The organism is Halomonas sp. MCCC 1A13316, assembly GCF_014931605.1.
In the GTDB taxonomy this organism is placed as follows: domain Bacteria; phylum Pseudomonadota; class Gammaproteobacteria; order Pseudomonadales; family Halomonadaceae; genus Halomonas.
On the sequence record NZ_CP053382.1, the window covers coordinates 4,305,258 to 4,330,184 of the forward strand.

The following is a 24,927-nucleotide window of genomic DNA, read 5'->3' on the forward strand; positions in this document are numbered from 1 at the left end:
CCGTTACCGGTCGCGCTGGCTCAGCTTGAAGCCGCCCACCACTTGGGCCAGACGGTCCGCCTGTTCGCTCAGCTGCTCGGCGGCGGTGGTCGACTCCTCCACCAACGCCGCGTTCTGCTGAGTCATGCGGTCGAGGTCGGCTACCGCCACGCTGACCTGGCCGATACCGTCGCTCTGCTCGCCGGCAGCCATGCTGATCTCACCGAGCATGTTGGCCACCCGGTTCACGCTGGCCATCAGCTCGCCCATGCTCTCTCCGGCGCGGCCCACCAGCTCGGTGCCGGTGGCGACACGCTGGGTCGAGGCGTCGATCAGCGCGCGTATGTCGCGCGAGGCTTCGGCGCTGCGGGTGGCGAGTTGACGCACCTCGCCGGCCACCACGGCGAAGCCGCGTCCATGCTCGCCGGCTCTTGCCGCCTCGACCGAGGCATTGAGCGCCAATAGGTTGGTCTGGAAGGCGATGCCGTCGATGACCTTGACGATCTCTCCAATCTTCTCCGACGAACGGCTGATCTCGTCCATGGTCTCCACCACCTGACCGACCGTCTCGCCCGAGCGCTGAGCCACCTCGGCGGCCGACTTCGACAGGCCGTTGGCCTCGCGCGAGGAGGCCGAGGTGTGCTCCACGGTGGATGAGATTTCCTCCATCGAGGCCGAGGTCTGCTGCAGGCTGGCGGCAGCCTGCTCGGTACGCCGAGAGAGATCCTCTCCACCGCTGGCGATCTCGCTGGCCGCCATGCGCACCGACTCGCTGCTGTCGCGCACGTCGAGCAGCACGTCATGGATCTTGTCGACGAAGGCATTGAACTGGGTGGCAAGCGCAGCGCTCTCGTCGCGCCCGCGCACCGGCAGCCGCTGGGTCAGGTCACCGTTGCCGGTGGCGATCTCGCTCATGCGCTCGGCCAGCAGGCGCAGCGGGCGCGAGACCCGGGTCCCGACCCACCACAGTGCCGCGAGCCCCAGGGCCGCCAGCAACAGGCCGACCAGCGCCATGCCCAGGGTGTCGGCGCGACGCTGCTCACCCAGCACCTCCTGCAGCGCTGCCAACTCGGCCATCACGGCTTCCTCGGGCAGGCGGATCAGCAGTGTCCAGGGCGACTCGCTCTCACCGATGGTGAATGGCTGGTAGCGCTCCAGCATGCCCTCCCGCACCTGGCTCACGCTGGTATTCTCCGTTCGCGCCCGATCGATGGCGCCGAGCGCCTCGGCATCGAACGCCTCGCTCGCCGCAGCACCGAGCCGACCGTCATCGACAGTGTGGGCCACCAAGCCTCCCCGCCCCGCGATCAGCGCCATCTCACCCGCGCCGCCATAGAGTGACTGGCTGGCCTCGAGCAGCAGTTCCTGAATGAAATCGAGCGCCAGATCGACCCCGGCGACACCGCGAAATTCGCCGTCGACCAGGATCGGCACGTTGAACGAGGTGACCAGCAGCGTCTCGTCGCCATACTCATAGGGCGCCGGGTCGATGATGCAGGGGGCAAGCGTCTCGCGGGGGCAGAGGTAGTACTCGCCTTCGCGTACGCCGCTGGCGAGTGGCGTAGTGCTCTCCATGGTCTCGCCCAGCGGCAGCACCTCGACGTCGCCATCCCCGGTGCGATACCACCAGGGCATGAAGCGCCCGCTGCCATCGTAGCCTTCGCTTTCGCCAAGTTCGGCATACAGGGCATCACGCCCGAAGGCATCGGGCTGCCAGCCGATGAAGGCATCCAGCAGCGAAGGATTCTCGACCACCGTCTGACGCACCAGGTTGGAGAGCTCGCGCCGGCTCAGGGAGAGGGCGCGCCGGCCGCTGGCGTCCTGCTGGCCCATCAATGCGTTGGTGTCGGCCAGTTGGGTGGCCAGCGTCAGCGCATGCTCGAGCTCGCGCTGGATACGCCCGGCCTCGGCAGTGGCCAGCACCGCCAGGCGTTCATCGACGGCCCCCTCGAGCAGCTCGCGGGTATGGGACTCGACGGTCTGTTGGGTACGCGCCGAGGAGAACAGGCCGTAGACCACCAAGGCCACGACCACGGCCAACAGGCAGGGGCCGGCCAGCAGGACCACGAACTGGCGGATCGATCTGAGATGCATGTGGGCGTTCTCGCTGATGTTGGAAGCAGTTGGCAGCGAAGAAAACTTCGCATCCATGGCCACTCTATCGGCAAGAACGCGCCTATCTTGAGACGAAAGTTTGAGATGAAAGACGCAATGTGGTCAGCGCATATCGCTGACGGCCTCCTGAATATCGTTCAGCGGCGCCTTGGACAGATCCTTGTCCAAGGTATGAATGATCAGCTTGCTGCTCGGTCCGTCGAGCTTGTCGCGCAGCACGCCCAGGAAGCGTGGCGGGGCGACCAGGATAAGCTTGTCCATGCTGTTGTCGACCCGAGCCTTGTAGATGCGCTCGGCGACCTGCTTGGCGAATATCTCCGCCTCATGATCCAGGGCCACGCTGTCGCCGCGACTGGATCGCCGGGTGTGGGAGGTCGACTCGTCGACGCTGCCCGTGGCACCGGTGACCAAATCTCCCTCGTGCAGCCGCCCTTCGGCGTGCACCAGGCTCTCCTTCTCCTCCAGCTTGAGCGCATCGCGCGTGAATACGCGCGCCCGTGCCGCATCGGCCACCACGATATACGTTGTCATAGCCTCTCCTTGAGTCGGGTTGAAGGAAAAGTCCGCCATCCCGTTGCGGACTCTCTTTCCTCAACATGGCAACCAGACCCCTCAGGGTCAACTGACTAGAGCACCTTGCTGCGCAGCAGACCGGTAACCGCCTCGCCGATAAGGACCAGCACGACGATGGCGATAAGGATGGTGGCCACGGTGGGCCAGGCAAAGGTATCGATGGCCCCTTGCAGGATCACCCCGATGCCGCCTGCACCGACCAGGCCCAGCACCGTCGATTCGCGGATATTGATGTCCCAGCGCAGGATGACGATAGCGAAGAAGGCCGGCATGACCTGGGGCACGATGGCATAGGCAATCACTTTGGCCTTGGAGGCGCCGGTGGCCTCCATCGCCTCCACCGGACGGCGATCGATCTCTTCGATCGCTTCGCCCATCAACTTGCCGATGAAACCCACCGAGCGAAACATGATGGCGAGTATGCCCGCCAGCACCCCCGGGCCGAAGATCGCCACGAACAGCAGCGCCCAGATGATGGTGTTCACCGAACGGCTGGCGACCAGGATGAAGCGCCCCAACCACAGGCAGGCGCGATTGGGAGTGGTATTCTGCGCGGCGATGTAGGAGACCGGCAGGGCAATGAAGATCGTCAGCGCGGTGGCCAGCGTGGCGATATGCACCGTCTCGAGCAGCGCATTGACGATCGCCGCCAGCCGCGAGGGATCGGGCGGCCACATGCGCGCCCCGAGGCTCGAAATCTGGTTGGGCGCGTCCCATACCCAAGGCCAGAAGATGTCGATGTCGCGTACCGCCCAGTAGACCACCATCAGGGTGATCAGCAGCACGGCGTAGCGGATCAGGCGCTGCTTGCGGTCATAGCGCCGCCACACGCGGTCGGCCAAGGCTCCGGCATGATCTACCATATCTTCTTCCTCACCCAGCCGCTGATGCCTTCACTGATCAGGATCACGGCGATGATCGTGAGCAGGATGGCAAAGGCGAAATCGTAGTCGTAGCGGCCGAAGGCATTCATCAGCGTGCCGCCGATGCCTCCGGCGCCGACGATGCCGACTACTGCCGAAGCTCGCAGGTTGCTGTCGAGCTGGTACATGGAGAGCCCCACCTGACGCGGCAGGATCTGCGGGAACACGGCGTAGACCAGGGTGGCGAGGTAGCCCGCCCCGGCGGCCTTCATCGCCTCGACCTGGCCCCAGTCGATCTCCTCGATCTCTTCCGCCAGTAGCTTGCCGACGAAGCCGATCGAGTAGATCGTCAGTGTGAGGATCCCCGCCAGAGGACCGAAACCCACCGCGGCGACGAACAGGATGGCGACGATCACCGGATGAAAGCTGCGCGAGACGATGATCACCGCACGCCCGAGCACGTAGATGGGCTTGGGTGCGACGTTCCTGGCGGCCATCACGGCGAAGGGAATCGACAGCGCCACGCCTAGCAGGGTGGCCAGGATGGCAATCTGAAAGCTCTCCTTGAAACCTGTGAGCAGAAGCTCGCTGCGCTCGAAGCTGGGCGGAAAGCCGCCGCCGAAGATGCGCGCCGCCCGCGGCAGGCCCTCGCTGATTCGCTCCCAGTTGAACGGCAGCGAACCGAAGGCCCAGATCAGATAAACCACCACCACCAGCCACAGCCCGTAGCGCAGCACCGGGTTAGCGATGAAGGGTGGCTTGCGCCAGGTGTGCGGCACGCCGCCCGGATCAGGTCGAGTCATGCGCCACCCCTTGCGTCGAGCGGCCGGGCTCCTCGGTGATCTCGTCACCTGCCGCTTCGATGCCGCCGTAGATGGCGTCCAGCGCCTCCTTGTCGAAGTCGGCCGGCAGGCCATCGAAGATCATTTTCCCGTGACGCAGGCCAACGATGCGCTCAGTGTAGGCCTTGGCCTGGGCGACGTTGTGGATGTTGATCAAGACCGGCAGCGAGAGTTCGCTGGCCAGGCTCTGCAACAGTTTCATGATCTGCTCGGAGGTGCGCGGGTCGAGCGATGCCGTCGGCTCGTCGGCCAGCAGTATCTCGGGCTCCTGCATCAAGGCCCGTACCACACCGACGCGTTGGCGTTCGCCGCCCGAGAGTTCGTCGGCGCGCTTGTTGGCGTAGTGGGCGATGCCCACCCGCTCCATCAGTTGAAAGGCACGCTCGATATCGCTCTGGGGATAGCGTCGAGTCACCGCCTGGAACAGATTGACGTAGCCGAGCCGGCCGGCCAGCACGTTCTCCATCACCGTCAGCCGGTCGATCAGGTTAAAGCCCTGAAAGACCATGCCGATCTTGCGCCGGGCCCTGCGCAGCTCGCGCCCCCTGAGGTTGACCAGCTCGGTGCCGTTGAGCCTGATCGAACCCGAAGTAGGCTCCACCAGGCGGTTGATGCAGCGCAGCATGGTGCTCTTGCCGGCCCCGGAGGCGCCGACGATGGACACCACACTGCTGCCCTCTACCGCCAGGTCGAGCCCTTCCAGCACCGGCGCATCACGGCCGTAGCGCTTGACCAGTTTCGAAATTTCCAGCATTCCATCCCCTCATCCAGTACACGGAGAGCGTTCCCCCGGCCTCGCCGGGGGAACGAGGCTCACTCCTGATCCAGGTTCTCGGGGGTGTACTCGACCCCGTTGGCATCCTGGATAGTACGGATGACCTTCCAGTGCTCCTGATAGTTGATGGGGATGAATTTCTCGACGCCCTCGAACTCCTCGCCCAGTTCGGTACCCGCAAATTCGAAGCTGAAGAAAGCCTCCTCGATCTTGTCGACCAGATCGGGATGCAGGTTGTGGGCATAGGTGTATGAAGTGGTGGGGAAACGATCCGACTCGAAGATCAGGCGCACCTCCTCCGGGTCGTAGAGACCTCGCGCGGCCATGCGCTCGACCACCTCCGAGGCCACCGGAGCGGCGTCGTAGTCGCGGGCGACCACGCCCAGCATCGATTGGTCGTGACTGCCCGAGTAGATCACCTCGTAATCCTCGTCGGGCACGACGCCCATCTCGGGGAACAGGGCACGCGGCGCCTGGTTGCCGGAGTTGGAAGTCGGCGAAGTGTGAGCGATACGCTTGCCCTTGAGATCCTCCATCTCATCGATGTCGGAGTCGACGTGGGTGTAAACCTGCAGGGTATAGCCGAATTGACCGTCGTCGGAGCCCATCAGGGCAAAGGGCACCGCACCGGCCAGGTTGACGGCAAACGGCGTCGGGCCGGTGGAGAAGCCGGCGATGTGCAGCCGACCGCTGCGCATGGCCTCGACCTGGGCCGAATTGGACTGCACGGCGAAGAAGCGAACGTCGCGACCGGTGACCTCCTGCAGGTGGTCGATGAAGGGCTGCCAGATATCGGAGTAGATAGCCGGATCCTCGACCGGGGTATAGGCGAAGATCAGCGTATCGGGATTGACCCATTCGGATTCGTCGTCGGGGCGATCGGCCACCATATCGCCATCTTCGTCACAATAGAGGTCCGCCAGATCGCCTCGCTGGCAGTCGGCCTGGGCCTGGGCCTGGGCTTGCGCTGACATCACCAGGGCCAGCGGCAGCAGCGAGGAGAGGGCCAGGGTGGCGAAGGAGGTACGACCGAACGTCTTTGATATTGTCATTGGCGTGTCTCTCTGTATCACTGTCATTATGTTGTTTTTAAGGGATGGCGAGGGCGAGGACACCCAGAAAAACCGCTCATCCTGCTCGAAAGCGAACACGAAAAAACCTGCATGATCGCAAACGAAACTAACCCACAATCTAGGTAGTATGACAAGACGATGTCAATCCGATTTCACTCCGCCTCGGGCCGCTACCGCAACCGTTACCTGCTGATGCGACATGGCCATAGCCAAGCCAATGCCCGACGCCTGATCATCAGTACCCCTGCCCGGGGTCTGGCGGACTTCGGTCTTTCCGAGCAGGGCGAAGCGCAGCTGGAAACACTGCTCGCCGGCTGGCACTGGCCGGCACCGACCCGCATCTTGCATTCGGATTTCCTGCGTACCACGGAAACCGCCCAGCGAGTGGCCGCTCACTTCGGCCTCGAGCTGCAGCCCGAGCCGCGCTTGCGTGAACGCGACTTCGGTGACTTCGAGGGCCTGGCCGACAGCCACTACGAGAACGTCTGGGCGCACGACGCTCGCGACCCCGAACATCGCGAATACGGCGTCGAAAGCGTGGCCAGCGTGGCTGCCCGCATGCAGGGCGTGATCGCCTCGCTGGAGCTCGCACTGCGTGACGAAACCGTGCTGCTGGTGAGCCACGGCGATCCGCTGCAGATCATGCTGACCGCCCTGGAGGGTCGCCTGCTGACGGAGCATCGCGGACGCGAAGCGCTGCTTCCGGCCAGCATCACTGTGCTCGACTGAGCGAGTGGCCCAAGGTAACGGCTGACGCTCATCGCAATCTGGGTTAGCATCGAATCGCCGGCAGGGATGTCGGCCAGTTCATCGTCGTGCGATGCATCTACGGGAGGAGCCCGATGCGACAGTTCCTGTTTCCCCGCCGCCCGATGTCCCGCGGCGTCCTGCTCTTCAGCCATTTCGTGCTGCAGCTCGGCCTGCTGGCAAGCGCCGCACTGTGGCTGCTGCCACGCAGCCCCTGGTTCAGTACCCTCGACTGGGGCCAGGCCTGGCCCACTCTGGCGCTGGGCGCCGCACTCTGGCTGGCCGCGACCTTGGGCTTGCGGCTGCTCGTCGAGCTCTGCCTGCTTCCGCATCATGTGGGCAACCGGGTCGGCTTTACCCCCGGCGACATGGTCACCCGCTCGTTCGAGCGCCGCCCGGCCGTGCACGACAACCAGGCGGCCTGGACCAGCGAGGCACGCCCGGTGGAAACCGAACCCAGCGTGCTCGGCAACGCTCGCGTGACCCGCCCCGCCGAGCCCCTCAAGCCCCACGGAAGCGTCTAGCCGCTTCCATGGCGGCTTAGTCCATACGCCAGGCATTTGCGCTATGTCCGAACCACAGCGTCCGGTGTGCTTGGCGGCATAGCGCACCTGATCGGCTGAGCGATCGACGATACGCCGCCGGGCACGGGCCCGGCGGCGGCCTCCCTCAGTGGCCCAGGATCTGGCTGAGGAAGAGCTGAGTGCGCTCGGACTGCGGGTCGTTGAAGAAGGGCTCCGGCGCGTTCTCCTCAATGATCTGGCCCTGATCCATGAAGATCACACGGTCGGCCACGGTCTTGGCGAAGCCCATCTCGTGGGTCACGCAGAGCATGGTCATCCCCTCCTCCGCCAGCTCCACCATGACGTCGAGCACCTCCTTGATCATCTCCGGATCGAGAGCCGAGGTGGGTTCGTCGAAGAGCATCACATCGGGATGCATGCACAGCGAGCGAGCAATCGCCACGCGCTGCTGCTGACCGCCGGAGAGCTGGCCCGGGTACTTGGTGGCCTGTTCGGCGATCTTGACTCGCTCCAGGTACTGCATGGCGAGCCGTTCCGCCTCGCGACGCGGCTTCTTCTGCACCCATTTCTGCGCCAGACAGCAGTTCTCCAGCACCGTGAGGTGCGGGAAGAGGTTGAAGTGCTGGAACACCATGCCCACGCTGCGGCGAATCTGTTCGATACGCTTGACGTCCTGGGTCAGCGGAACGCCACCGACCACGATCTCGCCGGCCTGATGCTCCTCGAGGTGATTGATGCATCGAATCAGCGTCGACTTGCCCGAGCCTGAGGGCCCGCAGATGACGATCCGCTCGCCACTCTTCACTTCGAGGTTGATGTCGCGCAATACGTGGAAGTCGCCGTACCACTTGTTGACACTGCGCATCTCGACCATGCGGGTCTCGGCGCCGGCCTGGGTTGCTTGCTCAGTCATTGTTCTCGTTCCTCACCGCTTGTGGCCGGTATGCAGTTTTCTTTCCAAGTACTGGCTGTAGCGCGACATGCTGAAACAGAAGATCCAGAACATGAACGCGGCGAACACGTAGCCCTCCAAGGAGAAGCCCAGCCAGCGGGAGTCCGACAATGCCGCCTGCACGATGCCCAGCAGGTCGAAAAGCCCAATGATCATGACCAGGGTGGTGTCCTTGAACAGCGAGATGAAGGTGTTGACGATACCGGGGATCATCATCTTCAGCGCCTGGGGCAGCACGATCAGGCCCATGCGCATCCAGTAGCTCATGCCCAGCGCCGCCGCTGCCTCCTCCTGACCACGAGGAATGGCCTGCAGCCCGCCGCGGATCACCTCGGCCATGTAGGCGCTCTGGAACAGGGTGATGCCGATGAAAGCCCGGATCAGGCGGTCGACGCTCACACCGGCCGGCATGAACAGCGGCAGCATCACCGATGCCATGAACAGCACCGTGATCAGCGGCACGCCGCGCCAGAACTCGATGAACACCACGCAGAAGCTCTTGACGATGGGCATCTGCGAGCGCCGTCCCAGGGCCAGCAGGATACCGATCGGCAGCGCACCGACCATGCCCACCACGGCCAGCACCAGGGTCAGCATCAGGCCGCCCCAGCGATGGGTCGGCACCAGCGGCAGACCGAAATGGCCGCCATAGAGCATGAAGTAGGCGAATATGGGGAACGCCACCAGCACCGCCAACGCCACCCAGCGCTTGAATGGCAGTCGCGGAATCGCCAGCCAAGCGATCAGGGCAGCGAAGGTGATGAACGTCACATCGACCCGCCAGATCTCTTCGCGAGGATAGAGTCCGTAGATGAACTGGGTGAAACGGGCACTGACGAACACCCAGCAGGCCCCCTCGCGTGAACAGTCGTCACGGGTGGTGCCGATCCAGTCTGCATTGATGAAAGCCCACTGGATCGTTGGCGTCAGTAGCTGGTAGAGCAGGTAGAGGCCCAGCAGGGTGAAAAAGCTGTTCACCGGACCGCTGAACAGGTTGGCACGCAACCAAGCCATTGGCCCCACGGTGCTCTTGGGCGCCGGACGCGCCTCGATCATCTTGTGTTGAATCGTCATGGCGCCTCTCCTAGCGTTCCACCAGCGCCACGCGGGCGTTGAACCAGTTCATGAACATCGACACCAGCAGGCTGATGGTCAGGTAGACCGCCATGGTCATGGCAATGACTTCGATCGCCTGCCCCGTCTGGTTGAGGGTCGTGCCGGCAAACACCGAAACCAGGTCCGGATAGCCGATGGCCGTGGCCAGCGAGGAGTTCTTGATCAGGTTGAGGTACTGGCTGGTCAACGGCGGAATGATCACGCGCAGGGCCTGGGGCAGCACCACCAGGCGCAGCACCAGATTGCGCGGCAGGCTGAGCGCCTGGGCCGCTTCGGTCTGGCCGTGGGGAATGGCCTGGATGCCCGAACGCACGATCTCGGCAATGAACGAGGCCGTATAGATGGAGAGCGCCAGCCACAGGGCCAGGAACTCGGGGATGATGGTGACCCCGCCGCGGAAGTTGAAACCACGCAGCTCCGGCAGTTCCCAGGTTACCGGCACGCCGGTCACGACCAGCACCAGTAGCGGCAGGCCGACGATCATGCCCAGCGAAATCCAGCCTGCCGGCAGACGCTTGCCGGTTGCCTCGTGGCGGCGCTTGTTCCAGATCACCAGGGCGATGCTGGCCACTACGGCAACCCCGATAGCCAGCGGGATCAGGCCGAACCCCGACTCGAACAGCGGCTCGGGCAGAAACAGGCCGCGTACGTTGAGGTAGACCGCTTCGCCCAGCGTCAGGCTGTCGCGTGGACTGGGCATGGCGCGCAGCACGGCGAAGTACCAGAAGAAGATCTGCAGCAGCAGCGGGATGTTGCGGAAGATTTCGATATAGCCGTTGGCCAGCCGGGCGATCAGCCAGTTGGGCGAAAGCCGGGCGATGCCGACGGTGAAGCCGATCACGGTGGCCGCCAGGATCCCCAGCGCGGACACCACCAGGGTGTTGAGCAGGCCCACCACGAAGGTACGGCCATAGGTGCTTTGCGACGAGTAGTCGATCAGGCTCTGAACGATGCCGAAGCCGGCAGTGTTGGTCAGGAAACCGAAGCCGGTGGTAATGCCGCGGGCAGCGAGGTTGTCCTGGGTATTGCCCACGATGTAGAGCAGGAAGAACACGACCGCGGCGACCAACAAGAACTGAAAGATCAGCGCACGCTTGGCGCGGTCGCGCCAGAATGGCGGTTTTGGGCCCACAGACTGGGCCTTGGGTCGAACGGACATGAAGGAACTCTCCGCCTGGATCCGTCAAGCAGGTATCAGCCATCCGGCCCGGGAGGTATTCGGGCCGGTGGCAGTACGAGGATCGGGGCATCGCGACGATGCCCCGGGCGGTACGATCAGCGAATCGGCGGTGCGTAGTGGATGCCGCCTTCGGTCCACAGCGCGTTAATGCCGCGTTCGATTTCGAGCGGAGAGTCCATGCCCACGTTGCGGTCGTAGATCTCGCCGTAATTGCCTACCTGGCTGATGATGTTGTAGGCCCAGTTGGCGTCCAGGCCCATCGCCTCGCCGTAGTTGCCATCGCGGCCTAGCAGACGGGCGACGTCGGGGTTTTCGGACTCGAGCATCTCGTCGACATTCTCGCTTGTGATGCCCATTTCTTCAGCGTTGAGCATGGCGAACAGCGACCACTTGACGACGTTGAACCACTGGTCGTCGCCCTGGCGAACGACCGGGCCCAGCGGCTCCTTGGAGATGATCTCGGGCAGGATGACCGACTGACTTGGATCGGAGAGCTGGATGCGCAGCGCTGCCAACTGCGAGGAGTCGGAGGTCAGCACGTCACAGCGGCCGGCCTCGTAGCCGCCCACGGTCTGCTCGGAAGTGTCGAAGACGATGGGGTCGAACTGCATGTCGTTGGCGCGGAAATAGTCGGCCACGTTGAGCTCGGTGGTGGTACCGGACTGGACGCAGATCGCCGCACCGTCGAGCTCCTTGGCGCTGGAAACTCCCAGGTCCTTGTGGATCATGAAGCCGATACCGTCGTAGAAGGTCACACCGGTGAAGTTCAGACCCAAGGTGGTGTCACGGGTGGTCGTCCAGGTGGTGTTGCGCGAGAGAACGTCGACTTCGCCCGACTGCAGAGCGGTGAAGCGCTCGACGGCGTTCAGCGAGATGTAGCGCACCGCTTCGGAATCGCCGAACACCGCCGCCGCCACGGCGCGGCAGACATCCACGTCGAGACCCTGCCACTCGCCCTGGTCGTTCGGTGCCGAGAAGCCCGGCAGGCCATCGCTAACGCCGCACTGCACGGCGCCGCGCTCGCGAGTGTTCTCCAGTGTGTCGGCGGAGGCCACGGCGGCGGTTCCCAAAGCCAGTGCCGCTGCGGAAGTGAGCAGCACCCACTTGTTCTTGTTGTCGCGCATGAAAGATCCCTCGTAGGTCTATTGTCTTTTGGACGATGCATGCCGGAGCATGTGCCAGCACCTTAGCAAGGTTTGTTCCAAGGCAGGGATAGTGCAGGCAAAACTCTTATTCAACGGTCGTGCCGGAGGCGATCCAGCCTGAACCGCCGCCCCGCTTTGGTGCAACCGGGCATGCCTCAGCGCACCGGCGGCGCATAATGCAGCCCGCCCTCGGTCCACAGGGCATTCTGGCCGCGCTCAATATTGAAACCGGAGCCGGCACCCACATTGCGCTCGAACATCTCACCGTAGTTGCCCACCTGCTTGACGATCCGGTAAGCCCAGTCCACGGTGAGCCCCATGCCCTCGCCGTAGTTGCCATCGCGGCCCAGCAGGCGAGCGATGTCGGGGTTGTCGGATTCGAGCATCTCGTCGACGTTGGCCTGAGTGATGCCCAACTCCTCGGCATTGAGCATGGCGAACAGCGACCACTTGACGATGTTGAACCACTGGTCGTCGCCCTGCCGTACGGCCGGCCCCAGCGGTTCCTTGGAGATGACTTCGGGCAGCACCATGGCGCTGTCAGGGTCGGCAAGCTGCATACGCTGAGCGTAGAGCTGGGAAGCATCGGAGCTGAGCACATCGCAGCGCCCTGCCTCGAAACCTGCTATCGACTGCTCCGGTGAGTCAAACACCACCGGCTCGTACTCCATGCCGTTGGCGCGGAAGTAGTCGGCCAAGTTGAGTTCGCTGGTAGTGCCGGACTGGGTACACACTGCAGCCCCATCGAGCTCCGTGGCGCTCTCAACACCCAGATCGCTGGCCACCAGGAAGGCCTGGCCATCGTAGTAGCTGACGCCGGTAAAGTTGACGCCCAGCGTCGTATCCCGGCTCGAGGTCCAGGTCGTGGTACGCGAGAGCACGTCCACTTCGCTCGACTGCAGGGCCGTGAACCGTTCCACCGAGTTCAGCGGCACGAAGTGCACCTTTTCGGCGTCACCCAGCACCGCGGCGGCGATGGCCCGGCAGACGTCGGTATCCAGGCCTCGATAGTCATCTTCGTCGTCCAGCGCCGAGAAGCCCGGCTGGGCAGCATTGACGCCACAGCGCACTTGGTCCTGCTCGCGAACATCGTCGAGCGTGGCCGCCTGGGCCAAGCCGATGCCGCCAAGCATCAGCACCGACGATGCCAGCCAAGCCAACCTGCCATGTTGGGTCATGTCGTTCCCTCGTTATTGTTGATCATCAGGCCCTCTAGCAAGGCCTCGCTTATGCTTAGCGCATCCTCACGACTCCTGCACGACGCTTCGCTGCCCGCTCTCCCCTTGCCTTCAACGAAGAATATTTAGCCACTAAAGAAAACGCCCCGCAGGCCGGGCCTGCGGGGCGAACATTCTGCCAGTGACGAATCGAGGTCAGTGCCGAATGAGATAGTCGAAGGCGCCCAGGGCGGCTTTCGAACCTTCGCCCATGGCGATGACGATCTGCTTGTAGGGCACGGTGGTTACGTCGCCGGCGGCGAAGATGCCGGGAACCGACGTCATGCCGCGCTCGTCGATCACGATCTCGCCGCGCGGCGACAGCTCGATCGACGAATCGGTAAGCCACTCGGTATTGGGCACCAGGCCGATCTGCACGAAGATGCCTTCCAGTTCGAGCTGTTTGATTTCGCCGCTGACGCGCTCCTCGAAGGTGAGACCGGTTACCCGGGTGCCGTCGCCGTTGACCTCGGTGGTGCGGGCGCCGAGGATGATCTCGACGTTGGGCAGGCTGCGCAGCTTCTTCTGCAGCACCGCGTCGGCGCGCATCTCGTCCATGAACTCGATCAGCGTCACATGGCCGACGATGCCGGCCAGGTCGATGGCCGCCTCGACGCCGGAGTTGCCGCCGCCGATCACCGCCACGCGCTTGCCCTTGAACAGCGGGCCATCGCAGTGGGGGCAGTAAGCCACACCCTTGTTGCGGTACTCGGCCTCGCCGGGCACGTTCATCTCGCGCCAGCGGGCACCGGTAGAGAGAATCAGCGTCCGGCTCTTGAGGCTGGCACCGGATTCGAATACCACCTCATGCTCGCCGCCCTGATCCGCCGCCGGAACCAGTTTCACGGCGCGCTGCAGGTTCATGATGTCGGCTTCATACTCCTTGACGTGCTCCTCCAGCGCCGCGGCCAGCTTGGGGCCTTCGGTATAGGGCACGGAGATAAAGTTCTCGATGGCCATGGTGTCGAGCACCTGGCCGCCGAAGCGTTCGGCCGCCACACCGGTGCGGATACCCTTGCGCGCAGCGTAGATGGCCGACGCGGCGCCGGCCGGGCCACCGCCCACCACCAGCACGTCGAACGGATCCTTCTCGTTGAGCTTGGCCGCCTCGCGCTTGGCCGCCCCCGTGTCGACCTTGGCCAGGATCTGCTCGAGGCTCATGCGACCCTGGTCGAAGGGTTCCCCATTGAGAAAGATGCTCGGCACCGACATGACCTGGCGCTCTTCCACCTCGTCCTGGAACAGCGCCCCATCGATGGCGACGTGACGCACATTGGGGTTGAGGATCGCCATCAGGTTCAGTGCCTGCACCACGTCGGGGCAGTTCTGGCAGGAGAGCGAATAGTAGGTCTCGAAGTGCAGCTCTCCCTCGAGCGACTTGATCTGCTCGATGGTGTCGTCGCCGACCTTGGGCGGATGGCCGCCGACCTGCAGCAGGGCCAGCACCAGCGAGGTGAACTCATGGCCCATGGGGATGCCGGCGAATACCAGGCCGGTCTCCTCGCCGGGGCGATTCAGCGCGAAGGAGGGCTTGCGCGCGTCCCCGCCATCGAGGCGCAGGCTGATCTTGTCGCAGAGGCTCTCGATGTCCTTGAGTAGTCCGTGAAGCTCCTTTGACTTGGCGCCATCATCGAGGGACGCGACGATCTCGAACGGCTGAGTGACCTTCTGCAGGTAGGCTTTTAGCTGGCTTTTCAGATTGTCGTCCAACATGACAGCGGTTTCCTTCATGTCTGGCTCAAGAACGACGACAAGTCGTCACCACAGCGCGGATCGGAGTCTGCGCAGGTACCGGCTTGCACGTCTTGGAAAGAGAGCCCGGGCAGCACATGCCCGGGCGTATTACATGCACGAGGTCAGGGGATAGCCTCGCGGGTCTTGGCAGACCGCTTAGATCTTGCCGACCAGGTCCAGGGACGGAGCGAGAGTCTCTTCGCCTTCCTTCCACTTGGCCGGGCAGACTTCGTTCGGGTTGCTGCGCACGTACTGGGCGGCCTTGACCTTGCGCAGCAGCTCTTCGGCGTTACGGCCGATATTGCCGGCGTTGATCTCGACGATCTGGATCTTGCCGTCGGGGTCGACCACGAAGGTACCGCGCTCGGCCAGGCCGGCGTCTTCGATCAGCACTTCGAAGTTACGCGAGATCTGCAGGGTCGGGTCGGCCAGCATCGGATACTGCAGCTTGCCGATGGTCTCGGAGCTGTCGTGCCACGCCTTGTGGGTGAAGTGGGTGTCGGTGGAGACGCTGTAGATCTCAACGCCCAGCTTCTTGAATTCCGCGTAGTTGTCCGCCAGGTCACCCAGCTCGGTGGGGCAGACGAAGGTGAAGTCGGCCGGATAGAAGAAGAAAATGCTCCACTGGCCCTTCAGGTCGGCGTCGGAGACGTCGACGAACTCGCCATTGTGGTAAGCGGTGGCCTTGAACGGCTTGACTTCGGTATTGATCAGGGACATTCAGCAAAGCTCCATTTCAGTCGTTAGTGGGGTCATCCGAATACGGGGCATATCATATCCATCGCAACCGATAGGCGAAAATTGATTGCCACCATGGTTCCGATAAGGCTTGTCTATGGTGACACCCGCGCCTCATTGCAAGGCGACTGCCTCACCCTGGCGGTTCAGCGCCAGGAAGCTCTGGGTATTGCCCATCTGCAGCGCTTCGACCATACGCTGCAGCTGGCGTTCGACGGCATCGTCGGCCACGGCCTCGCCGCCGCTGCCTGACAGTGCCCCGACGAACACGATGTCCCATTCGATCCCGGTACGCTGCGACTCCTCCTCCAGTGCCGCCATGTCGCTGAGTTCTTCAGGCGACTTGTCGACGCACAGCACCGGGGTGAGGACGCCGCCCTCCCCTTGCTCGAAGCGCCGGTGCTGCTCAGCGGTGGGGTTGTCCGGCAGCTCGGCGCGGGTGAAGACGAACAGCAGCCGCTGCGGCTCGGACTGACGCCGAGCTTCTTCCAGCAGATCGGCAAAACGAGAAATGGCCAAGCGGACCTCCGTGAATTGCAGCCCCGGCATGGGGCGATAAGTACGGGCGCCGGCCTGCCCGGCGCTGTTGCGGATACCATAGCGCAATCGCCAACGGCATGCCTGACCTCGGTCAAGGTGTGGTCTGTGTTCGTGCCGGAAAGCGCACCAACACTTCACGTTGCTCGCCGCTGCGGACGATTTCCAACGGCAGCAGAGTGCCAGGCGGCTGGCGCTGCACCCGCCGCGTGAGGTCGGCGGGTTGCGCCAGGCTCTCACCGGCCGCCCGCAGGATGATGTCCCCCTCCTCCAGGCCCGAGCGCTCGGCCACGGAGTCTTCGAGCATGCCCTGGATCTCGACTCCATCTGCGTGGGACGCGACGAGCACCCCCAGCTGCATCGCCGGCTCGGCTTCCGCCACCTCGGACAGTGCGAACACGGCCCGAGCCAAGCCCGCGGGCAGCGGCTCGCACTCTTCAGCGCCTACCGCCCAGGGCAACAGGGCGACGGGGTCCTCGACACCCAGGTCAGCGAGCTGGTGGGGCACACCGTGACCATACTGCAGGTGGCCCTGGCCGATCAGACCGACAACCAGTTCGGCCTCGCCAGTCGCCTTCGCCAGCCCGGCGGCCATCGCCCGATCCCACACCAGTTGCGCCGCGATAAAGCGCTCGAGACCCTCGTTGTCATCCGAGTTCGAGTGCTGAGCATGAATGGCGGTCAGGCGCTCACGATAGTCGGGTGAGGCCTCGGCCGGAGCGGAAATACCGAAGCGCTCTGCTTCGGGTATCGCCTGCCAGCCCTCCTCGACCAGCCTCCCTCGCAGGTCGGGCGTGACGTTGAGGGCCACGACCGGCACTCGCTGCAGTCGGGCGAAATGGAGAATCGGCAGGTAGAGTTCGGGGTCGAAGCCCCAGGCGCCGTACCAGTCGCTCGCTTCGAGAAAATTCGCCTCGTCGAGTTCGCCCGCCACCCAGGCGTCCAGGGCCGGCTGGGCCTCGCGCGGCAGCATCTCCAGGCCGATCGCCATATCCGGGCGCAGTGCATACAGCCCGGCCAGCACGTGCAGCTGCCAGCGGTGTTGGTCGATGCGATCGTGCTGCTCGCCAAGCATGACCACGTCGCGCCCGGCCAGTTCGGCGAACAGCGCGGCGCTATCCAGATGCTCACCGCCGGGCTCATACCACTGGCCGGGGTCGGGGCAGGTGTCGGCACGCACCGGCAGGGTCGCAGGTGTCAGGGACAGGCAGGCCAGCATGGCCGGCGTGTGCAACCAAGGGAACGAGTATCGCATCGGCATCTCCAATCGAGCTGCCGACCATGATGGCGCATTGCGCCCTGCCTAGCAGCATCAGGCTGCCTCCTCCTGCCTCTCGTCGCCAGCGCTCTCTTCGAAGTGGAACTCCAGTTGGGTCGGCTCCAGGCGCGGGTCGAGTTCAGCGAAATGCGGCGTCTCCAGCGTGGGCACCGCGACGAAGGGCTCCTGCTCGACTTCCTCGATGGGAACCCCGGGACGGCGGCGCAAGCGCAGCGCCACGAACGCCGCCAGGATCAGCGAGGCACCGCCAAGGAACACCCATAGCCCATCGGGGCCCACCAGGCGCATGACCAGCGAGGCGGTAAAGGGACCGATGATCGAGCCGATGCCGTACCAGATCATCAGCTTGGCATTGGCGGCCACGACCTCGCCGGGTTCGAGCCAGTCGTTGGTATGCGCCAGGCTCAGGGCGTAGAGGGTATGCAGCATGGCGGTATGGAAGCAGGCCGCCACGACCAGCATCCAGAAATCGATGCGCACCATCATCGACACGAAGATGCCGGATAAGGTCATCATCACGGCCATGCCGAGGATCACCTTGCGCCGGTCGATGTAGTCCGAAAGCCGCCCCAACCCCCACTGGGCGAACAGCGCCACCATGGTGGTGATCGCCATGAAGCGCGCCGTCTCGCCGGTGGTCAGGCCGATCTCCTGACCGTAGAACGGCGTCATGGCAAAGAAGGCCTGCACCATCATGCCGGCGGTAAAGGCGCCGACCAGGCCTACCGGGGCGCGCTTGAACAGCGCCTTGAGGCGGATCTTCTGCGGCTGGAAGTCGTGGGCCTGGCGTGGGCCGTGGATGCGTACGATCGATAGCGGCACCAGCGACAGGGCGAACAGCATGCCGACCAGGGAGAACAGCGCCGGCCCCGCCGGATCGCCGAAGTTGAGCAGCCACTGCCCGCCGGCCAGCGACAGGGTCGAGATGATCATGTAGAGCGCCAGCACCCGGCCGCGATTTTCGTTGGTCGACTCCCCCGAGACCCATGACTCCATCACCATCAACATGCCCGCGGTGGCAACCCCGCCGATCAGCCGCCAGGCCAGCCAGGCCCAGGGGTTGACCCACAGGCCGTGGAGCATGGCAGTGACCGCCAGCAGGCCGGCACAGGCGGAAAAAACGCGGATATGGCCAACGCTGCGGATGCGCTTCTCCAGCGCATAGCTGCCCAGCACGAAGCCGAGCGAGAAACTCGACATCAGCAGGCCCGCCATGTGCGAGGGAAAGCCCTCCATGGACATGCGCACCCCGAGCAGGGTCATGATCAGGCCGTGGCCGAGCAGGAAACTGATTTCGCAGACGAACAGAATCGGAAGGGTAGCCGGTAGACTGCGCAAGATGTCACTCCGTTGACGATGCCGGACGCGGTATTGCACCGCGTCCGGCAGGGTTCATGCGCGCTTCAGTGTAGAGCGTTCCCCCGGACTGTCGCCAGCCACCAAGCGAGAGTCGCCGTTCGTACCCGACGGCGACTTCAGAAGGCCACTTCGTAGTTGAGCAGCAGAGTGGTATCAGAACGGGCGTTGCGGTCATGCCCGGGTTCGCGCGTGTGATTGAGGTTGAAACCGATGGCCCCGCGTCGCTGGGTCCGGTAGCGGTAGCCCAGCTCGAACTCCTGCTGGCGCCCGCTCGGGGACAGCGAGACACTACGCCCCTCGCGGATCACTTCGCCGTCGATGGCCCGGCCCACCGGAACGGAGAGCATGGCCTCGGCCCGGCCGATACGCATCGGCTGGCGGTAAGCGAACGCCGTAGTGTGCCGTCCCCGATTACGCTGCAGGCCGACACTCATTTCTTCGACCTGGTCGATATCGATGTGCTGAATGAAGCCACGACCCTCGGCATCCCCACGTCCCCGATCGTAGTGGGCGAAGGCCTGCCAGTACCGGCCCAGCCGAGCGTCCAGCCCCAGGCTGGCGAAACCGGTGCGATTGCGCTCGCCCAGCGTGAGCATTCCACTGCCCTGCCCACCCAGCAGGCCGTGGCGCTCATCGAGCACGCCGACTGTCGTGCTCACACCCAACTGCGGCGAGACATCGAACCGCAAGCCCACGTCGCTGCGGCTGGCCTGGTACTCCTCGCCCAGCGCGGCGCCCCACTCGGTGCCGTCCCCCATCCAGTGACGCGCCTGAAGCGTGACTCGGTCGTTCAGCGCATAGACGTTGCGCAATCCATGCACGGTATCCAGTCCTCGAGTCAGGTCGGAGCCGCCCTGAAAGGCGAGTAGCGGCATGATGCCCGATTCGGCGTAGGCGCTGGCCGGGTCCAGCTCGTGGCCGGCAAAACGGGTGAGTGTCCAGGCATTGCCACCGAAGCGGCCATCGAGGCGACTGGCAAGGGTCTCCCCATGACCGTTTTTCTGCGTGGACCAACTCAGCGCACCTGCACTACCTTGCTGCTCCTGGCGCCGATCTGGCGATGCGCTGGAGAGCCGCGTCATGCGGCTGCGCTGACTCGCTTCATGGGAGTCTCTCTGGAAGGCGTGATCCGTCAGGTCGATGCGGTAGTCGCGACCCAACTCATCGAAGGCAGCAACGTCGGCAAGCGCCCCCGAACTCGCCAGGCTGTCGCCATAGGCACCCGAGAGCTGCACCAGGCTATGGTCCAGCGCCTGGACGCCCTCGTCCAGGTGATCGCCGGTTGCCAGCGATAGCGAACCCGCCGGCGCCAGCGCTGCGTCCAGGTCCGCCTCGCCCTGGCCGAGGTAGTAGTAGCCACAGTTGAGGTCACCGCCCTCACCACAACTCTCGTCCTGGTAGAGCGATGAGCTGCGGTCCGCGGTATCCAGCAGGCGCTGTGAAATCGTGGCGGCATCGAGATGCGGCCAGAGCGTGATCATCGCCGCCGCGTAGCCTGCCACTTGGGGGGCAGCGATCGATGTGCCTGCCCACGCGCCGTAGGTGTCGTCCCCGGAGGCATCGGCCGCAGCCCGCTGCCACGGCGCGGTGAGAAAGCGCGCCTGCCAGTCCAGATCCTCTCCCGGCCGGTTACTCCGAGATGCCAGCTTGGTGTCACCGTCATCCCGCACGGAGCCACCGACGATGAGCATGCGGGAATAGATGTCGTCGTACCGATGGATGGGGCGGTCGGCCTGAAGCGCCACGCCGTCATTGCCTGCCGCGACGACATAAACGCTTCCCAGCCCGCCATTGCTGGTCGCGATCCGCCGCAGCGAGTCGAGCGAGTCGACACCCAGGTAGGAAGAGCTCGCGGAAGGCGCATTGGCGCGCCCGCTCCAGCTATGGTTGATTACCCTGGCCCCTTCGTCGGCCAGATAACCAACGCTGTAGTCGAGCACGTTGGTCGCGGCGCGGCCTTGACTGCTGTCGGACGAAACCTTGGCCAGATAGAGCGCGGGGCTGGCGCCGCCCTGCTCGATCAGCGACGCCACGGCGGTGCCATGGCCCTCATCGCCACTGACATCGCCACTGCCGTCCACTAGATTGAAGGTTGCGAGGTGCGAAGACGCCAGCGATTCGTGGGTGATCCGAAAGCCAGTGTCGGCAACCCCGACCACCACACCTGCATTGTCGAAGGAGCGTAGGGTGGGGGTCGGTGCGGGCTCGTGTATGCCGTGTGAATTGGTGGGCTTGGTACCGCCACCACCCCCGCCACCGCCGCAAGCAGACAAACCGACGACCAAAGGCAGGAGCAAAGGAGTTGTAATTCGGGAAGTAGACATGAATAGCGAGAACAAGCGAAGCGCCCTCTCTTCCTTGCTGAATACAGCGTGGGTATGAAGCAATTGCCAGAGAACTGGCCGAGATGCAGGATACGGCGTTTCCTTGTCGCTCAAATCTCAATAAACGGAGTTTTAACGGCGCTATTTCCTTCACTCAACGACGATATTTTCTCCGCGACTCGTTTTCGTCCTCGCTGCGATGGGTCTACGCTGAAAAACCAACGCGAGTTCGTGGAGGACGATCATGGCAAGGATGCGTATACGGGCACGCCGCTGCCTGTGTTGGGGAGCCACCCTGCTGGGCACCGCCTGGTTGGCTGGTGCCAACGCCCAGGAGGCCGACCCGGCCTCCGAGGCCAGCCCCGCAGTTTCAGGTGCTACCAGCGCAAGGGTTCCCGACCCCGCCGAGACCACTCCTCCCCCCGACGTCTCCACCGGCCAGTACGGGACCAGCAGCGGCATCACCAACTCGGACATGCTGATCCGGGAAGAAGACGTCGGCAGCGGCCAGGCCCAGGGGGACGACCTGTTCCAGACGCCGGCGGCCGGCTCCGAGGCCGGCCCCGACTACGACGTGCAGACTCCCGAAACGCAGACCGAGGCGAGTGAACGCCCCGGCGCCGGCGGGCCCGTCAGCGACGATGACGCGATGCTCGAGAACGGCCTACCGCAAAGCAGCAACACCGACCAGAGCGACGAGGACGCGCCGACCGAATGACAGTTCTCACCAAGACCGTGAGCAAGTTACAAAGGTAGAAGAAACCGGCAGGAGGCCTTATGACACTACGGGTGACACGCAGACAATTCTTCAAGCTCGGCGCAGCGGGAATGGCCACGTCCAGCATGGCCATGATGGGCTTCGCCCCGGAGCCCGCCGTCGCCTCGATACGCCATTTCAAGCTGACCGGCGCCAAGATCACGCGCAGCAACTGTACCTACTGCTCGGTGGGCTGCGGCGTGCTGCTCTATAGCCGGGGTGACGGAGCCATCAATAGCGTCGACGACATCTACCACGTCGAGGGCGATCCGGATCATCCAGTGAGCCGAGGGTCGCTTTGCCCCAAGGGCGCCGGCCTGCTCGACTACGTCAAGAGCGACTCCCGGCTGCGCTACCCCATGGTGCGGGAAGCCGGCAGCGACGAGTGGAAGCGGATCGGCTGGGACGAGGCGCTGGATCGCATTGCGCGCCACATGAAGGACGACCGCGACGCCAACTTCGTCGCCGAGGACGAAGACGGCAATACCGTCAATCGCTGGACCACGACCGGCATGCTGGCGGCCTCGGCCTCGACCAACGAAACCGCCTACCTGACGCAGAAGGTGGTACGCAGCCTCGGCATGGTGGCCTTCGACAACCAGGCGCGCGTCTGACACGGACCGACGGTGGCAGGTCTTGCCCCAACATTCGGTCGCGGTGCCATGACCAATCACTGGGTCGATATCCGCAACGCCGATCTGATTATCGCCATGGGCGGCAATCCCGCCGAAGCCCATCCCGTAGGCTTTCGCTGGGTGATGGAGGCGCGCCAGTACAACGATGCCAGACTGGTGGTCGTAGACCCCCGCTTCAATCGCACGGCGGCGGTTGCCGACTATTACGCCGAGATCCGCACCGGCAGCGATATCGCCTTCCTCGGTGGGCTGATCCATTACCTGATCGAGTCCGGACAGTTTCACCGGGAGTATGTGAGTGCCTATACCGATGCCAGCCTGATCGTCAGCCCCGAGTTCGGCTTCGAGGACGGCCTGTTCAGCGGCTACGACGTCGACACGGGTAAGTACGACAAGACGAGCTGGCGCTATGAGCATGACGAGAACGGCCATGCCCGGCGCGATGAAACGCTGCAGCATCCACGCTGTGTCTTCCAGCTGATGCGCCGGCACTACAGCCGCTACACGCTCGACGTGGTGCATTCAGTGTGTGGCACACCACCCGACAAGATCCAGCGAGTGTGGGACATGGTCGCCGAAACCTCGGTTGCCGACAGGAGCATGACCTTTCTCTATGCACTGGGCTGGACGCAGCACTCGATCGGCTCGCAGATCATCCGTACCGCCGCCATCGTCCAGCTATTGCTGGGCAACATGGGCATGCGCGGCGGCGGGGTCAATGCCCTGCGCGGCCACTCCAACATTCAGGGACTGACCGATCTGGGCCTGCTCTCCAACCTGCTGCCGGGCTACCTCAAGCTGCCCCAATCGGATGAACAGTCCTATGACGGCTATATCGGCGATCGCGCCCGGCCGCCGTTGGTGGAGGACGAGGTCTCCTACTGGCACCACTACGAGCGCTTCCACGTCAGCCTGATGAAGGCTTGGTACGGCGAGGCCGCCAGTCAGGAAAACGACTGGTGCTACGACTGGCTGCCCAAGCTGGGACAGCCCCTCTACGATGTGCTGCACACATTCGAGCGCATGCACCGGGGCGAGGTTAACGGCTACATCTGCCAGGGCTTCAATCCGCTGGCGGCCTTCCCCCACAAGGCCAAGAACACCGAAGCCCTGTCGCGGCTGAAATATTTAGTGGTGATCGATCCGCTGCGCACCGAAACGGCGGAATTCTGGAAAAATCACGGCGAATATCATGACGTGAACCCCGAGGCGATCGACACCGAAGTTTTCCGCCTGCCGACCACCTGCTTCGCCGAGGAGGACGGCACCATCGTCAACAGTTCTCGCTGGCTGCAGTGGTTCTGGTCAGCGGCGCCGCCGCCCGGAGAGTCGCGTGCCGATACGGCGATCGTGGCCGGCATATTTCTGCGTCTCAAACGGCTCTACCAAGATGAGGGCGGCGCCTTCCCCGAGCCGATCCTCAATCTGCAGTGGCCCTACCGCTATCGCGAGGAGCCGAGCCCCGAGGAGCTGGCCCGGGAATACAACGGCTGGGCGATCGAGGACGTCTACGACGAAGAGCGCAACCTGGTGGTGCGCGCTGGCGAGCAGCTCTCCGATTTCGGCATGCTGCGCGACGACGGCTCCACCGCCTGTGGCTGCTGGCTGTTCGCCGGCTGCTGGCCGCGCGAGGGCAACCTGATGGTCAGGCGCGACAACTCCGACCCCTATGGCACCGGCCAAACGCTGGGCTGGGCCTGGGCCTGGCCGGCCAATCGCCGCATTTTGTACAACCGAGCCAGCGCACGGCCCGACGGCTCTCCCTGGTCGCAACGCAAGGCCGTGGTGTGGTGGAACGGCGAGCGCTGGGTCGGCAATGACGTACCCGACTTCCCGGTGGGCTCACCGCCGGAGGCGGGCCTGGGCCCCTTCATCATGAACCAGACCGGCCGCGGCCAGATCTTCGCTCGCGACCGCATGAACGAGGGGCCCTTCCCGGAGCACTACGAGCCCTTCGAGACACCCATCGCCAACAATCCGCTGCATCCGGACAACCCGCGCGCCAAGCACAACCCCGCGGCGCGGGTGTTCGAGCAGGATCGGGAGAACTTCGGCACCCTGGAGGAGTTCCCTCACGCCGCCACCAGCTATCGCCTGACCGAGCATTTCCATTACTGGACGATGCACAACCGGCTCAATGCCATCGCTCAGCCGGAGAAGTTCGTCGAGATCGGCGAACGCCTGGCAGAAGAGCTGGGCATCGCCAAGGGCGACCGAGTGCGGGTCAGCTCCAAGCGCGGCCATATTGAAGCAGTGGCGGTGGTGACCAAGCGCATCCGTCCGCTGCAGGTAGCAGGGCGCACCGTGCACCAGGTGGGTATTCCGTTGCACTGGGGCTTTCTCGGCGAGACGAAGAAGTCTTACCTGACCAATACCCTGACGCCCTTCGTCGGCGACGCCAACACCCAGACGCCGGAGTTCAAGTCGTTCTTGGTGCGGGTCGACAAAGTGTGACGCAAGGAG

The 24,927-nt window shown here is 64.1% G+C and carries 22 protein-coding genes; 5 read left to right on the top strand and 17 right to left on the bottom strand.

Translation table 11 applies throughout. The features are described from left to right. Nucleotides 1-3: 3 nt before the first annotated feature. The 6 genes from HNO52_RS20065 to phnD form a co-directional block, all read right to left on the bottom strand. Entirely contained in the window at nt 4-2,073 is a 2,070-nt protein-coding gene (locus tag HNO52_RS20065; protein ID WP_197566917.1) for a methyl-accepting chemotaxis protein, read from the bottom strand. A 123-nt stretch (nt 2,074-2,196) separates the two neighbouring features. Continuing rightward, entirely contained in the window at nt 2,197-2,625 is a 429-nt protein-coding gene (locus tag HNO52_RS20070) for a host attachment protein (protein WP_197566918.1), read from the bottom strand. 95 nt (nt 2,626-2,720) lie between these two features. Then, nucleotides 2,721-3,530 (bottom strand): phosphonate ABC transporter, permease protein PhnE, encoded by an 810-nt coding sequence (gene phnE / locus HNO52_RS20075; RefSeq protein WP_197566919.1) that lies wholly within the window; start codon nt 3,528-3,530, stop codon nt 2,721-2,723. Then, nucleotides 3,524-4,333, bottom strand: a complete 810-nt coding sequence (gene phnE / locus HNO52_RS20080; RefSeq protein WP_197566920.1) for a phosphonate ABC transporter, permease protein PhnE — start codon at nt 4,331-4,333, stop codon at nt 3,524-3,526. Before phnE (HNO52_RS20080) ends, phnE (HNO52_RS20075) begins: the two co-directional genes overlap by 7 nt. After that, nucleotides 4,320-5,126, bottom strand: a complete 807-nt coding sequence (gene phnC, locus HNO52_RS20085; protein WP_197566921.1) for a phosphonate ABC transporter ATP-binding protein — start codon at nt 5,124-5,126, stop codon at nt 4,320-4,322. Before phnC ends, phnE (HNO52_RS20080) begins: the two co-directional genes overlap by 14 nt. 59 nt (nt 5,127-5,185) lie before the next feature. Continuing rightward, a complete protein-coding gene (phnD, locus tag HNO52_RS20090; protein ID WP_197566922.1) occupies nt 5,186-6,199 on the bottom strand; it encodes a phosphate/phosphite/phosphonate ABC transporter substrate-binding protein in 1,014 nt (337 codons plus the stop codon). Nucleotides 6,200-6,358: 159 nt separating this feature from the next. Between phnD and HNO52_RS20095 the strand changes: the two genes are divergently transcribed. Together HNO52_RS20095 and HNO52_RS20100 are read left to right on the top strand one after the other, a co-directional pair. Next, a complete protein-coding gene (locus tag HNO52_RS20095) occupies nt 6,359-6,949 on the top strand; it encodes a histidine phosphatase family protein (protein ID WP_197566923.1) in 591 nt (196 codons plus the stop codon). Nucleotides 6,950-7,062: 113 nt separating this feature from the next. After that, nucleotides 7,063-7,491: a hypothetical protein gene (locus tag HNO52_RS20100; protein WP_197566924.1), complete on the top strand. Its 429-nt coding sequence runs from the start codon at nt 7,063-7,065 to the stop codon at nt 7,489-7,491. A 145-nt stretch (nt 7,492-7,636) separates the two neighbouring features. On the opposite strand, the gene HNO52_RS20105 is transcribed toward HNO52_RS20100, so the two are convergent. The 11 genes from HNO52_RS20105 to HNO52_RS20155 all read right to left on the bottom strand — a co-directional run bounded on the left by HNO52_RS20105 (nt 7,637) and on the right by HNO52_RS20155 (nt 21,045). Next, nucleotides 7,637-8,365 carry an amino acid ABC transporter ATP-binding protein gene (locus tag HNO52_RS20105; RefSeq protein ID WP_197569321.1) on the bottom strand — a complete coding sequence of 243 codons (729 nt, stop codon included), beginning with the start codon at nt 8,363-8,365 and terminating at the stop codon, nt 7,637-7,639. Nucleotides 8,366-8,416: 51 nt separating this feature from the next. After that, entirely contained in the window at nt 8,417-9,517 is a 1,101-nt protein-coding gene (locus HNO52_RS20110; protein WP_197566925.1) for an amino acid ABC transporter permease, read from the bottom strand. Nucleotides 9,518-9,527: 10 nt separating this feature from the next. After that, complete coding sequence (locus tag HNO52_RS20115; protein ID WP_197566926.1) at nt 9,528-10,718, bottom strand: amino acid ABC transporter permease; 1,191 nt, start codon at nt 10,716-10,718, stop codon at nt 9,528-9,530. A gap of 116 nt (nt 10,719-10,834) precedes the next feature. Continuing rightward, a complete protein-coding gene (locus HNO52_RS20120) occupies nt 10,835-11,863 on the bottom strand; it encodes an amino acid ABC transporter substrate-binding protein (RefSeq protein ID WP_197566927.1) in 1,029 nt (342 codons plus the stop codon). A 176-nt stretch (nt 11,864-12,039) separates the two neighbouring features. Then, nucleotides 12,040-13,062 (bottom strand): amino acid ABC transporter substrate-binding protein, encoded by a 1,023-nt coding sequence (locus HNO52_RS20125; protein ID WP_197566928.1) that lies wholly within the window; start codon nt 13,060-13,062, stop codon nt 12,040-12,042. 195 nt (nt 13,063-13,257) lie between these two features. Further along, nucleotides 13,258-14,814, bottom strand: coding sequence for an alkyl hydroperoxide reductase subunit F (gene ahpF / locus HNO52_RS20130; RefSeq protein WP_197566929.1), 1,557 nt, complete (start codon nt 14,812-14,814; stop codon nt 13,258-13,260). A gap of 177 nt (nt 14,815-14,991) precedes the next feature. After that, a complete protein-coding gene (ahpC, locus tag HNO52_RS20135; RefSeq protein WP_197566930.1) occupies nt 14,992-15,555 on the bottom strand; it encodes an alkyl hydroperoxide reductase subunit C in 564 nt (187 codons plus the stop codon). A gap of 132 nt (nt 15,556-15,687) precedes the next feature. After that, the gene (locus tag HNO52_RS20140; RefSeq protein WP_197566931.1) at nt 15,688-16,092 is read right to left on the bottom strand and encodes a ribonucleotide reductase subunit alpha; all 405 of its coding nucleotides are present in this window, start codon (nt 16,090-16,092) and stop codon (nt 15,688-15,690) included. A 112-nt stretch (nt 16,093-16,204) separates the two neighbouring features. Further along, nucleotides 16,205-17,365: a ChaN family lipoprotein gene (locus HNO52_RS20145; protein ID WP_197566932.1), complete on the bottom strand. Its 1,161-nt coding sequence runs from the start codon at nt 17,363-17,365 to the stop codon at nt 16,205-16,207. A 57-nt stretch (nt 17,366-17,422) separates the two neighbouring features. Beyond that, entirely contained in the window at nt 17,423-18,727 is a 1,305-nt protein-coding gene (locus tag HNO52_RS20150; RefSeq protein WP_197566933.1) for an MFS transporter, read from the bottom strand. A gap of 137 nt (nt 18,728-18,864) precedes the next feature. Further along, on the bottom strand, nt 18,865-21,045 hold the full coding sequence (locus tag HNO52_RS20155) for a S8 family serine peptidase (protein ID WP_197566934.1): 2,181 nt from the start codon (nt 21,043-21,045) through the stop codon (nt 18,865-18,867). A gap of 271 nt (nt 21,046-21,316) precedes the next feature. Here HNO52_RS20155 and HNO52_RS20160 point away from each other — a divergent pair, with 271 nt between their 5' ends. Genes HNO52_RS20160 through fdnG form a run of 3 tightly spaced genes read left to right on the top strand, consistent with a single transcriptional unit; the run spans nt 21,317 to nt 24,918 of the window. Beyond that, nucleotides 21,317-21,790 (top strand): hypothetical protein, encoded by a 474-nt coding sequence (locus HNO52_RS20160; protein ID WP_197566935.1) that lies wholly within the window; start codon nt 21,317-21,319, stop codon nt 21,788-21,790. A gap of 59 nt (nt 21,791-21,849) precedes the next feature. After that, nucleotides 21,850-22,443: a molybdopterin-dependent oxidoreductase gene (locus HNO52_RS21525; protein WP_232090417.1), complete on the top strand. Its 594-nt coding sequence runs from the start codon at nt 21,850-21,852 to the stop codon at nt 22,441-22,443. A 12-nt stretch (nt 22,444-22,455) separates the two neighbouring features. After that, nucleotides 22,456-24,918: a formate dehydrogenase-N subunit alpha gene (gene fdnG, locus HNO52_RS20165; protein ID WP_503488602.1), complete on the top strand. Its 2,463-nt coding sequence runs from the start codon at nt 22,456-22,458 to the stop codon at nt 24,916-24,918. Nucleotides 24,919-24,927 lie beyond the last annotated feature (9 nt).